Genomic DNA, 12,580 nt, shown 5'->3' with positions numbered 1-12,580 from the left:
GGTGATACTCCAATTTAGCCAGAAAGTAATTCATTATACAAGTTTAAATAATTCCAGATAGGTGCAACTACTTCTTAAAACTCTTTGATTATCACTTGTGCTTTAACCACTTTTGTAAATAGGAAATGAGCGATAAAACTAGTACTGTTTCCGTTCAATGGCTTCAATTTCTTTTATGATCAGTTCCCCTTCTTCATCAGATTGAGTATTAAACCAAGACTCCAAAATTTCTTTTGCCAAATCCTGTGTTAGAAGTCGATTGGATAAGGCTAAAACATTCGCTCGGTTCCATATTCTTGCACCTCTTGCAGTTTGAGCATCCGTGCATAATGCCGCTCTTATTCCGGGAATTTTATTCGCCACAATGGAAATGCCAGTCCCTGTCCAGCAAAAGAAAATACCTTCATCACATTCACCATCATGAATCGCTTCAGCAGCCATTTGAGCAGTTTCAATCCACGACTCATTTTGACGCGATTTAAGTGCACCAAATGGAATAACTTGATGTCCTAACCGTTTAAGTTCTTGCACAACAAACTCATTAACAGGATAAAGCTCATCGCTGCACACTGCTATTTTCATCGATTTATTACTCCCAGAAGAATGTTTTAATAAAACAAATATAATCCTATGGGCTCTATTTTATATAATGTAGGCCAAGAATACATCGCCAGAGCATAGTCCAGAGCAACGTTAATCAAACCACGCTGCTTTGTAAAATGGAGTTGAAATTTTTATTTGGACAAATTTTCAATTCCATTGAAATCAATATCATAAGTAGATGCAGGATAGAATCCCTTCTTGGCTCTGATTGCTCTACAAAGTACATTCAGCATCATCAGCATACTTTTCAGTTTAAACCAGGGGTAAGCTTTATGTTTTAAGACGTCATGTGCTCTTCGATAATCTTTAATGAATTGATGAGGATTTTTGAGTATATATTTCAAACAGTGAAGCATCATTCCTTGGCCCAGCATAAAAGGCTGCATGTGTTGCATATTAGGTATATCATACTGTCTTTGTCCACTTAAAATAGTATGCCAATCAATTTTATCAGTTAAAAGATGGAACCCACTGGTTACTCTTGGGTTACACTCTAAAACATATGCTTTATCATTCATTAAAATAAAATCAAACGCTATTTGGCCACTAAATTGAAATTTCTTGCAAAATATCTTAATAAAATCAGTGATTGGTTTTATTTCTGCGGGTTCAAAATATATTCCGGTAGATAGGCCGGCTTGATATTTTGAGTAATAGCAGGATTGAATTAATACTTCACCTTTATGCGCAATAGCATAAGTACTGTATTCTTTACCTGGGATAAACTGTTGAGCAATATAAGGTTCATTAACAGGGAGATTTGCAATGATTTGTGGTGAAGGGTTGATGAGTGTACGCGATCCAAAACGAGAAAAAACAGGCTTTAATACCAAAGGTACGTCCTTTGGAAGACGCTCTTTATCTTTATCTGTTTTAAGTAACCAGCTTTGCGGCGCAGTTAAACCGTATTCCCTAACAAGCTGGTTAAATGCATACTTACTATGTAATTGATTCAGGCGTTCAAAAGGTTCACAGAATACTTTGGTATGCTTTGATAATTGTTCATAGCCTTGGCTTATATGAAAAATTTCCTCGCATGATGGAATAAGTAAATCAATTTTATGATGGATAACTAGTTCTTCGATTGTATTTAAAAACGCAGCCAGGTTTTGATTGGGTTTAGGAATCACGAAATGCTTTTTTACTCCCTTAACCAGTCGCGCTAGCGGATAAAGCATACTCTCGGCACTATAGACCTCATATCCTTGACTAATGAGGCTACGCATAATGTCCATAGTAGCAGGCGCCCTACCTCCAGTAATTAAAATCTTCATCTAAATCATTTCCTTAAAACCATTAATCTACTTTTCAAAATCCAGCATTCAATCAATAAGAAAGGATAAAGTTATTTCGCTTATCTCCTAGCGCAATTCTATTTTCAAATAATTTTTGATAGATGTTTATAAAAATTATAGGGCGTTGCGCAAATTAATAATCGCTCTAATTCTTTGGCAAAGACCATGTGATGTTGCGGAGAAATCATTTTTGAAATTATTTCATTAATCATATAAGCCATTTGCATGGAGTCTCCTCCCAGATTGTCAAAAGTAACATGATTATCAATAAGTTCAAGGGGTAACGATAATACGTTTGCAAATAATTGACGAATTTTTGTTAGTAAATCCTTCTGTACGTCTATCTTATTAAAATTCAAATTAGAAGTTGGTGCTGGTAATTTTTTATAATCTACTTTTCCATTAACCGTTAAAGGGAATTCAGGTAGAAAAGTAAAATATTTGGGTATCATATAAGAAGGAAGAATGGTAGCTAGCTTATCGTGCAAATCAATTCTCTCTTGCGAATCTGAAACTAAATATGCAGCTAATTCATTATGATCCTCACCCATAAGATGATCCTGCTTTATGAGTGTTACCACAGCTTGCGAGATCCCATCTATTCCTAATAACACATGTTCAATTTCCGCCAATTCAATGCGATGACCGCGTATTTTTGTTTGATAATCTGTTCTTCCTAAATAAACAAGCAAACCATTTTCTCGGTGGGTCGCCAAATCACCACTCTGATACATACGATCGCCTGGAAAAAAAGGATCATTCATAAAATGTTTACTTGTTAACTGGGGTTGGTTTAAATAACCCACTCCCACATTACTTCCCGCAATATAAATTTCCCCTTTTTCTGCAAGTCTGACTGGTTTGAGTTTATTATCTAAGCAATAAATGCGAGTATTTGCTATAGGAATACCAATAGGCACGCTTCCTTGAAGATCGTTAATAACATCAAATTGATGAACCATACATCCCACCGTAGTTTCCGTTGGACCATATTCATTAAATATTCGGGCCGCAGGTAATTTTTTACTAATAGTGTGTGCCAATTTACAAGGAAAATCTTCTCCACCAACGACCAAAGTTAATGAATGTTCCGAGATCATTGGTAAATTGCTAATCATTCGCAAATGTGAGGGCGTTAGCTTTAAAAAATTGATTGCTGGGTTTGTAAGGATATCTTTAAGCATCAGTGAGCTAAGGGTCTCTTGGACTAACCTAATACTCCCACCCGAAAGTAAAGGCAAATAAAGTGATGTTACGGTTAAGTCAAAAGCAATGCTTGTAAATAACACTGTATGATAAGGTTGATTCGTATTTCCATAGGCTCCAACAGCCCAAGATAAATAATTCAGTAATTGCCCATGATTAATCATGACTCCCTTAGGCATCCCAGTAGAACCCGAGGTATATATGATATAAGCCAATTGAGTGAGTAAGTTTCCATTATTTTTTGGTATATGGGAATTTAAAATCTGTATTGGAATATGGGTACTTAATCCAGGGTAATCCTGCTTTAATACCGCGAATTCTTCATGAACCACCAAAGCAGGTTGCGCATCTTCCAATATAGCTAAAACCCAAGCGCTGGGTGATTTTATATCAATAGGAATATAAGTAGCCCCTAGATACCAACAAGCAAGAATAGAGCAAATCATAGTCTCATTTCTTGGTAAATAAATAGCAATCTTGTCCCCGCTCTGAATACCTAAATCGGAAAAATAACTGGCAATTTCCAAAACACGATGACCCAATTGCTGATACGTTGTAGTGTGAGTTCTAGAAATTAAAGCAGGTAAATGAGGATGCTTTAGTGCGCTCTCCCATATTTTTGTAAAAATTGTTTTCTCTTGGGGAAAATCAATCTGGGTATTGTTATATACAGGCCATAGGGTATCGCAATAAGATAAACTCTGCCGAACTAACTTAGGCGCATCAATCAACTTTTTAAATTGGTTGACTAAATGGGTACTTGTTTCAAGTGTGGCATGGGCATTTGAGACAGAGAAACAAATAGTCGTGGCATTCTCATGTTCGGTTACAGTAAGGACAATGGGAGCAATAGGAACATTAATTGGCAAAAAATAACCATCAAGCGCTTTACAGTCTTGACCTAAATAGAGATCTGATAAATTAATCGATAGTTTCGACACAATTCCAGACATCATATATTTATTTTTTTTGTTCTGATAATAAATCAATGCTTTAAGTAGCCCTTTTAGCAAGGGCAAAGGTAGATGGTTCATATAAGCATCAAAGGTTCCTATGCGTAGTTCATTCTGCTCACTAAGTTGCTTCACAATATCATAATAAATGGAAGCCCAGTCCGACCCTTTTTTTGCTTCGATAAAAATAGGATTTGTAAAATTTGCTGTAGTATTCGCCTCAATATGATGACGTAAATCTACTGGAATCATAAAACGGGCCTTTTCAGCGCCAAAATGTGTACTGCGCTCTAATAATATGTGACAAATCTTAGCCGTTAGCGCATTAATTTTTCCAGGAAGGGTTACTTTATGCCATAAATAATGAGTATGAGTGGCGCCAGTAGTGCCTGTTGGTGCAATGCAATCCAATGGAAAATTGGATCTACATTCAGTTTTTCGTTTTTCACTGAGGAATTCATAGTCAGTCATGGTACAGTTTGTACCCACTAAAGGTTGTTTTCTCAATGAACGAAAAATATCCTTTACCCAATGATACAAACCCATGCCATCCATTACCCCATGAAACGCACGGAATACTAAAAAATGGCGTTCCCCTTTGATGTAGGTAATTTGTGTCCCAGGATAGGAAGGTACAAACTTATGTCCATGGAACAATGATAAGTCTTGAATATTATGTCCATCCCATTCCATCTCGATAACTTGAACAGTGTTCAGATCGACCAACTCATCGGGGATCTTATACCAAATCGAATGAATGACTCTTAATCCAGCTTGCAAATGGACATATGGGTTTGCATCACTCGCTCGAACAATTGCTTTATTGAGCGAAGATACATGCACTTCTGAATCCATTTCAAGCACCAATTGTAGCGAAAAGGAGTGATTCATAGCATCGCCTGCAAGATACAGTTTTTCACTCGGTGTAATTGAACGTTGAACCTTTGTTTTGGATTGATGTGAGGGCATAAATTAAAAATATAGATGGCAGTTTTTTGAATACAACGTAACCTGGTAGGTTAATAATTTTACATCAAAAGTCATATTAATACCAACAATCGTGTATTACATTATAAAAGCTTAATGTAACAGAAGGATAAATTGCCTAGGCATTGTTTTACTCACCTAGGCGAAAGATTTATAAATATTTATGATGATTTTCTTCGCTGCATAATTTGCGAAAAAAATTCCGGCTTGTTTAACCCCATAGAGGCAAAAATTTGGGGAACTCTATCCCATGAACCCTCTTCCTCTATACTTGCAACAATTAATTCAAACCCAGCTTTTTTATCGGTCTCTAATCCCCATCCATTTATAAAGCTGAGACCTCTCAAACGTTTTGCAGCGATATGACCTAATGCTATTGCTGCTGATAAATAAGCATGAGCTTCTTCAAAAAGCTGGTTACATTTTTTTAAATTGGATTCGCTTTTAAAAATGCCTTCTTTTTCTAAATTTTGTCTAAATTTAGCTTCTTCGAGAACCATTTGCCCTAACTGATAATTAGCTTCTGCATCATCAAGCATTGCGGCAGCTCTATAACATTCCATATACATCACATTGGCATAAGGGAACTTTTTACTTCCTCTCAATGTATTATAAATAGCTGCCAGTTCAAAATAATATGCAATTTCTTTTTTAAGGAGTTCGTCTCCGGGTTGATTATTTACCCGATTTGCTTGCATTGCTTTTATCTTCTTTGTAATTCGTTTAATTTTCCAACGTTTTAAATAGGACATAAACTCTCCTGCCATTTACTATGCTGTTACTTGAATCAGATATTGTAAGAAAAAAATTGCCATTAAAATTAAAATCATTAAAGCAAGAATCTTAAGTCCAAAACCGGCAGATTCTTTTATTTCCTTCCCAATTTGTTTACTAGGAGGATTCTCTTGTTCTTCTTGAGGTTTTAGCTCTGACTTATAAAGATTATTATCAATATGATTCGATACAAAATAAGAAATCAATCCCGTGATGAGGCTGGGTACAAAAAACATTAACCAAACAATAAGCTTACTTTGCCCAACGGTATAGTTATAATCATCTTGCAAGGAACTCAGAAGTGTCATAACCATCTCAGGAACATTATAATTTAGTCCCCAAGCTAGATAGGGTAATAGGTATAAACTATAGAACAATAATCCCAAGCAAAGAACCAAACAAATCATGCCTAAAATATAGAGCTTACTGTTTTGGCTAAACCGATCTTGTTCCATATCACCTCTTAAATAACCTTTTCTTTTTATTTAAGATAGCAGATGGATTTAAATAAGTACACTTACTGGTGATATTAACCATTTCATTTTAAAATAGAATATATCTATCATTTTCATTATAAGGCAATAAATGAAGCGCTATGTTTTTATGATTTCCGATGGCACAGGGATTACTGCTGAAACTTTAGGCCATAGTTTAATCACCCAATTTGAAAATATTAAATTTGAGCGACTCACCATCCCTTATGTTGACTCTTTAAAGAAAGCAGAACATGCTGTTGCACAAATCAATCAAGCTTTTGAGGAACAGGGAATCAAACCTCTTGTATTTACAACCCTGATTGATCCAGAAATCAGAAATTACTTTAAAAAAGCTAATGCTCGCGTTTTCGACTTATTCAATACTTTTATTGGCCCCATGGAAGAAGAGCTTAATGAAAAATCTTCATATACCGTCGGAAAAACTCATGGTGTAGTGAACAGTAAACTCTATTTGCATCGATTAGAAGCAATTGATTTTGCGTTATCGCATGATGATGGCGTGAAAACTCGAGGCTATGATAAGGCTGATATTATTCTTATTGGGGTTTCACGTTGTGGAAAAACCCCAAGTTGCTTATATATGGCACTACAATACGGTATTTTGGCTGCAAATTACCCTTTTACTGAGGAAGAAATTATCGGTTTTAAATTACCCGATGTACTCAAACCTTATAAAAACAAACTATTCGGGTTGACCATTGATCCGCAACGTTTACAACAAATCAGGGCAGAGCGCAGACCGAACAGTAAATATGCTTCCCCAGAACAATGCCGTCTGGAGGTGAAAGAAGTCGAGGCTATGTATCAAAAGGAAAAAATTTCTTATATTAATTCGACAAAATACTCTATTGAGGAAATATCAACAAAGATACTGGCTGCCTCAGGTTTACAACGTAAGATATAGAACAGGAAGTTTTTGGTTAACAGTATCCTGGATATTAATGCCGCAAAACTGAAGAAAATTAGAAACACCACAATGGGAGAAACTATTTGGAAGCACTAGGGAAGTCTGCATTACAATCATAACGACTATCATTAGCTAGAAAGGTCTTGCAACTTTGATTAATTGTGTATTTGACAGTTGTAGCATCGGGTACCGCTATATTTTTCTTAGAATACATTTGCCAGATGATAACCCCTCCACTGTCCTTTTGTTCACTAAGGATTTTATCGACTAATTGATTAGTAAGTTGCAATTGTCCACCAACAGTTTTCGGATAAGCGGGTTGATTTACTTCAAAACCAAATTGTATTTTTGCATTAATATGATATTTGGCTGGTAAAAAAGTTACTTTTCCAATGCTATCAATTGTTAAACTCGGATTAGTAACACGGTCGGCTTTAAGCCAATTGATAAAATCGTTCATATAAGCACCGACTTGACCCGGTAAATCTAAAGGCCCGTTAGCATAAGGTGCACAAACAACCGGATTGTCTCCACATAGATCATAGGTCATTAAACCAATGCTATCAAAGCGGGAAACGAGTGCTTCATCTTTATTCGTAAGATTATACCACAACCCTTTCAAGTTTCCCTTCCACCACAAACCTCCTTTCGTATTAATATCCGGATATTTGTCTCCAAATACAAAGCCCGTAATTGGGCGAGCACCCACGGGGGGTGACGCGGTGCTAAACTTAAGATATTTTGCGCTGGGATTGTCCATTATCGCGTGTAAAATTGCATCCACTTTATCAATTGTTTTGGGCATCACATAAGAGGATCCAGAATTTATTCCGTATTTCATGAGATTTTTATAAGTTGGACCACCTGCTTTAAGAATGCTTTGCGCAATATCAGTTGACCATTCACCGCTTGTGCTAGGCCCCCAAGCAACAGCATATTCATCTGCATGCCAAAATTCTTCGTAGTCAAAATCAATGCCATTCACACCTAAGTCATTTGCTAATTTTACTAAATTTTCATAAGAAGTTTTTGCTTTTGATGCCTGTTCGGGATCAGTTGGATCAGGAAACCAATCATAGAACGCTTGACTCGTAGTTGAAGTTAATATCCTACAACTCTCTTTTACCACACTAAAGTTACAACTGTAATTCCAACCACCTACCGCTAGAAATGTTTGAATCTTTTTTTCTTCAGATAATTTGATTGCGGATTTTAACGCATTAAAAGCTTGAGCACCTTTACCATCGTGATCTGTAAAGTAACCTAGTATACCGGTTGTTGCTAAATTACCAGCTTGGTAATCGATCAAAGTCGGTCTAACAAATGAGAAGATAACCCTGTTAAAATTAGGTTTTTTTAACTTTACTAAATCATTAACGTAGCGTTGAAGCTGCTCTGGGGTTTCAAGAAGCAAATAAACTGAAACGACTTTTTCATTAGGGTCAATACCTGCATATAAAACAGAACTTGCAAGCATCAATATAGTATACAACACAGAGAAACCAGTCCGTTTCAGTTTCATTGATTCTCCCTAGTCTACCAACCAGATACTGTTTAAATTATATACATTTAATAGGGATAAGCAAATGAATCTACTTTTGTAAGTAATAGGATCTGGGGTCAACGTAATGGAACTTAAGATATTAATATCGAATGTTCCATACGTTAAATTTATCTGTGTGAACGAGTTACTCGACAACCCATAATTGCATAAAATCATCCACTTTCATGGTTGCAAGTGTATTTGTATCACTCATTGCTTGCATAATCCGTTCTACCCTATCTGCAGAAAATTGGGTGCTTAGGTTCTTTTTGAATTTGGATAATAAAACGGGAATACCTTCCTCACGTCTACGTTTATGACCAATGGGATATTCCACAGTAACCAAATCACTTTCAGTACCGTCTTTAAAAATAATTTTAATACTGTTTGCAATCGAACGTTTTTCAGGATCATGGTATTCACGAGAAAAACGTTCATTTTCAGTAACATGCATTTTTTCACGTAATGCATCTATTCGGGGATCTGCTGCAATATCGTTTTCATAATGTTCTGCTTTTAAATCACCGAATAATAAACCTATTGCCACCATATATTGCAAACAATGATCCCTATCAGCAGGATTGTGCAAAGCACCTTGTTTACTGATAATTCGGATCGCCGATTCATGAGTTACTAAATCAATTCGAGCGATTTCATCAAAACGATGTTTCACAATCGGATGCAGCATAACAGCACACTCCACAGCAGTCTGTGCATGAAATTCAGCAGGATAAGATAATTTAAATAATACGTTTTCCATGACATAACTGCCGTAAGGACGTTGAAACTTAAATATTTTTTTGTCAAAAAGTACATCATAAAAGCCCCAGGTAGGGACACTTAATGCACTTGGATAACCCATTTCACCGGCTTTAGCAATTAATGCTAATCGAACTGCTCTAGATGTAGCATCACCTGCTGCCCATGATTTCCTTGAGCCTGCATTAGGAGCATGTCTATAAGTTCTGAGGCTTTGACCATCCACAAAAACTTGAGATAAAGTTCTTAACATCATATCTCTATCTGCGCCAAAAAGTTGAGCTGCAACAGCAGCACTAGCAATCTTAACTAAAAAAACATGATCCAGTCCAACTCGGTTGAAACTGTTTTCCAAAGCAAAACACCCTTGAATTTCGTGCGCCTTAATCATCGCGGTAAGTACATCCTGCATTAAAATAGGTGCCTTACCATGAGTACAGTTTTGTCGACACATATAATCTGCTACTGCAAGAATGGCACCTAAATTATCAGAAGGATGCCCCCATTCTGCAGCAAGCCATGTGTCATTAAAATCCAGCCAGCGTATCATCGCCCCTATATTGAATGCAGCCTGTACAGGATCAAGCTCGTATGCAGTACCTGGAACACGTGCACCACCAGCGAGAGTTGCGCCAGGTACAACTGGACCCAAGAGTTTAGTACATTCCGCAAAATTTAATGCTAAAATTCCACATCCCAATGTATCCATAAGACATAAACGGGCTGTCTCATAAGCCAAAGCACTATCAATTTTCTTGTTTAATACATAATCCACTATATCAGTCATAACCTGATCATAATCAGGCTTAATGTTGTCTTCTACATAACTGTGCATAATCACCTCTTGTCTTATTAGAGTGTATTGACGAACCCTATCTAGGCTATATTCACCGGCTTGTTCGCGGAATCCATGAGCATTCGGATTAATCACATCTCCATCTTATTTTGATGTCCTGGATCCCGCGAACACATCGCGGGACTCTACTTAAATAGCGATGCTGTTGTGCTATTCACTATCTTTTCATTCATATGTTAATGCATGGATGGAACAACTACCCTCTCGTTTCAATAGCTGGAAACTCTTGAGGTTCAGGTCCAATATATTCAGAAGTGGGTCTGATCAATTTATTATTGGCTCTTTGTTCAAATACATGTGCTGACCATCCTGTGATGCGCGACATAACAAAAATGGGTGTGAATAAGAATGTAGGAATACCGCAATAGTGGTACGCCGAAGCACTATAAAAATCTAAATTAGGGAATAATTTCTTTTCATTCCACATTACTTCCTCAATACGTTCCGAAATATGATATAAAAGAAGATCATCTTTATCTTCACCTAAACGGAATGACCATTTTTTGATGATATCAGAACGTGGATCACTAGTCGTATACACTCGATGTCCGAATCCCATAATAAGTGCTTTATTGAGTAACATTTTTTTCAATTCAGTTTCAGCTTGATCCGGACTATTAAAACGTTCTATCAGCTCCATTGCTGCTTCATTGGCCCCTCCATGTAAAGGACCGCGTAATGTACCAATCGCACTTGTAATTGCAGAGTAAAAATCAGCCAGTGTTGCTGCAGTAACTCGTGCAGCAAAGGTAGAGGCATTAAACTCATGTTCTGCATATAGAATCAAAGATACATTCATCATCTGAGCTTCTTTTTTACTTGGCTTACGTCCATGTAATAAGGCTAGAAAATGTGCACCTGTTGTTTGCTCTTCACTTAGGCCATTGATTTCTTTATTATGGAAATGCCACGCATACCAGTAGCACATTATTCCCGGAAATAAAGCCAACAATCGGTCTGCAATATGATATTGCTCGGAAAAGTCATGTTCTGGTTCAATTGTTCCCAAAAATGAACAAGCGGTTCTTAGAACATCCATAGGATGGGTATTTTTTGGAGTTAATTTAAGTACTGTTTTTAAAGTCTCTGGTAAGGTTCTTAGATTAACTAATCGTTTAGTATATTCATCCAGTTCTTTTTGAGTAGGAAGTTTTCCATAAAGCAATAGATAGGCAACCTCTTCAAACGTCGCATACTCTGCTAAATCATCAATTGAATAGCCCCTATAATTCAAACCCTTCCCTGCTAGCCCAACTGTACAAATTGCTGATTGACCCGCAACAACCCCGGCTAAACCGCCGCTTTTAACACTCATTGTCTTCCTCCATCAATTGGTCTAGTTTTTGTTCGTATTGATAATAACCAAGTATTTCGTATAGTTCCTCACGTGTTTGCATTTTATCGAGCATAGACTTTTGCGTGCCGTTCTGAAGAATTGCGCTATAGGTATTTAACGCCGCTTGAGACATAGCTCTGAATGCACTTAAGGGGTACAAAATTAAGGATACCCCTACCTGCTTGAGTTCTTCTTGATTAAATAAAGGGGTTTTACCGAACTCAGTAATATTTGCCAGCACAGGTACGGGAACCGATTGAGTAAAGGTTTGATATTCTTCCAGGTTAATCATTGCCTCAGGAAATATCATATCAGCACCTAGCTCAACACAAAGTAAGGCTCGTTCAATAGCTGCATTCATTCCTTCAACAGCATAGGCATCTGTTCGAGCCATGATAACAAAATCAGGATCTTGGCGCGCATCCACTGCTGATTTAATTCGATCCCCCATTTCTTTCAGAGACACAATAGCTTTATTGGGTCTGTGTCCGCATCGTTTTGCCAATACCTGATCTTCAATGTGAATGGCAGCAACTCCGGTTTTTTCCATGAGTTTCACTGTTCTGCCGATATTAAAGGCATGTCCCCATCCCGTATCCACATCTACAAGTAGAGGTAAAGAACAAGCTTCAGTAATTCTGCGTGCGTCTTCAAGAACTTGAGATAAATTAGTCATACCCAGGTCAGGTATACCGTAGGATGCATTTGCAACACCAGCTCCTGAAAGATATATTGCTTTTGCACCAGCGGATTGTGCGAGCATAGCAGAGTATGCATTTATGGTACCCAATACGGGTAAAGGTTTATTTTCTTTGACTATTTGTTTGAAGGCTTTGCCCATGGAACTTACCATTAGCTGTCACT

At 37.1% G+C, this 12,580-nt stretch carries 10 protein-coding genes; 1 reads left to right on the top strand and 9 read right to left on the bottom strand.

Annotated features, from left to right (window positions below):
* Positions 1–138: 138 nt before the first annotated feature.
* The 5 genes from ACWTE2_RS17680 to ACWTE2_RS17660 all read right to left on the bottom strand — a co-directional run bounded on the left by ACWTE2_RS17680 (position 139) and on the right by ACWTE2_RS17660 (position 6,273).
* Positions 139–582, bottom strand: a complete 444-nt coding sequence (locus ACWTE2_RS17680; protein WP_454783687.1) for an RpiB/LacA/LacB family sugar-phosphate isomerase — start codon at positions 580–582, stop codon at positions 139–141.
* A 152-nt stretch (positions 583–734) separates the two neighbouring features.
* Positions 735–1,877, bottom strand: coding sequence for an ATP-grasp domain-containing protein (locus ACWTE2_RS17675; RefSeq protein WP_454783686.1), 1,143 nt, complete (start codon positions 1,875–1,877; stop codon positions 735–737).
* A gap of 104 nt (positions 1,878–1,981) precedes the next feature.
* Positions 1,982–4,948, bottom strand: coding sequence for a non-ribosomal peptide synthetase (locus ACWTE2_RS17670; RefSeq protein ID WP_454783685.1), 2,967 nt, complete (start codon positions 4,946–4,948; stop codon positions 1,982–1,984).
* 257 nt (positions 4,949–5,205) lie between these two features.
* The gene (locus tag ACWTE2_RS17665) at positions 5,206–5,796 is read right to left on the bottom strand and encodes an SEL1-like repeat protein (RefSeq protein WP_454783684.1); all 591 of its coding nucleotides are present in this window, start codon (positions 5,794–5,796) and stop codon (positions 5,206–5,208) included.
* An 18-nt stretch (positions 5,797–5,814) separates the two neighbouring features.
* A complete protein-coding gene (locus tag ACWTE2_RS17660) occupies positions 5,815–6,273 on the bottom strand; it encodes a hypothetical protein (RefSeq protein ID WP_454783683.1) in 459 nt (152 codons plus the stop codon).
* A 130-nt stretch (positions 6,274–6,403) separates the two neighbouring features.
* On the opposite strand from ACWTE2_RS17660, the gene ppsR reads away from it, so the two are divergent.
* A complete protein-coding gene (gene ppsR, locus ACWTE2_RS17655) occupies positions 6,404–7,219 on the top strand; it encodes a posphoenolpyruvate synthetase regulatory kinase/phosphorylase PpsR (protein ID WP_454783682.1) in 816 nt (271 codons plus the stop codon).
* Between the two features lie 82 nt (positions 7,220–7,301).
* On the opposite strand, the gene ACWTE2_RS17650 is transcribed toward ppsR, so the two are convergent.
* From ACWTE2_RS17650 to prpB, 4 genes are all read right to left on the bottom strand, one after another.
* Positions 7,302–8,744: a hypothetical protein gene (locus ACWTE2_RS17650; protein ID WP_454783681.1), complete on the bottom strand. Its 1,443-nt coding sequence runs from the start codon at positions 8,742–8,744 to the stop codon at positions 7,302–7,304.
* A 166-nt stretch (positions 8,745–8,910) separates the two neighbouring features.
* A complete protein-coding gene (locus ACWTE2_RS17645) occupies positions 8,911–10,359 on the bottom strand; it encodes a bifunctional 2-methylcitrate dehydratase/aconitate hydratase (protein ID WP_454784418.1) in 1,449 nt (482 codons plus the stop codon).
* Positions 10,360–10,576: 217 nt separating this feature from the next.
* Positions 10,577–11,695 carry a bifunctional 2-methylcitrate synthase/citrate synthase gene (gene prpC / locus ACWTE2_RS17640; RefSeq protein WP_454783680.1) on the bottom strand — a complete coding sequence of 373 codons (1,119 nt, stop codon included), beginning with the start codon at positions 11,693–11,695 and terminating at the stop codon, positions 10,577–10,579.
* Complete coding sequence (gene prpB, locus ACWTE2_RS17635) at positions 11,685–12,569, bottom strand: methylisocitrate lyase (RefSeq protein WP_182390602.1); 885 nt, start codon at positions 12,567–12,569, stop codon at positions 11,685–11,687. The genes prpC and prpB overlap by 11 nt, the downstream gene beginning before the upstream one ends.
* Positions 12,570–12,580: the final 11 nt, after the last annotated feature.

This window comes from Legionella nigrisilvae (genome assembly GCF_977063395.2).
Note: the sequence above shows the minus strand (reverse complement) of the source record. Positions and strands in the feature narration are given on the sequence as shown.

Coding starts and splice junctions, on each gene's coding strand:
- ppsR (WP_454783682.1), top strand. CDS start 6,404: ATGAAGCGCTATGTTTTTATGATTTCCGATGGCACAGGGATTACTGCT.
- prpC (WP_454783680.1), bottom strand. CDS start 11,695: ATGAGTGTTAAAAGCGGCGGTTTAGCCGGGGTTGTTGCGGGTCAATCA.
- ACWTE2_RS17675 (WP_454783686.1), bottom strand. CDS start 1,877: ATGAAGATTTTAATTACTGGAGGTAGGGCGCCTGCTACTATGGACATT.
- ACWTE2_RS17670 (WP_454783685.1), bottom strand. CDS start 4,948: ATGAATCACTCCTTTTCGCTACAATTGGTGCTTGAAATGGATTCAGAA.
- ACWTE2_RS17660 (WP_454783683.1), bottom strand. CDS start 6,273: ATGGAACAAGATCGGTTTAGCCAAAACAGTAAGCTCTATATTTTAGGC.
- ACWTE2_RS17680 (WP_454783687.1), bottom strand. CDS start 582: ATGAAAATAGCAGTGTGCAGCGATGAGCTTTATCCTGTTAATGAGTTT.
- ACWTE2_RS17645 (WP_454784418.1), bottom strand. CDS start 10,359: ATGCACAGTTATGTAGAAGACAACATTAAGCCTGATTATGATCAGGTT.
- ACWTE2_RS17665 (WP_454783684.1), bottom strand. CDS start 5,796: ATGTCCTATTTAAAACGTTGGAAAATTAAACGAATTACAAAGAAGATA.
- ACWTE2_RS17650 (WP_454783681.1), bottom strand. CDS start 8,744: ATGAAACTGAAACGGACTGGTTTCTCTGTGTTGTATACTATATTGATG.
- prpB (WP_182390602.1), bottom strand. CDS start 12,569: ATGGTAAGTTCCATGGGCAAAGCCTTCAAACAAATAGTCAAAGAAAAT.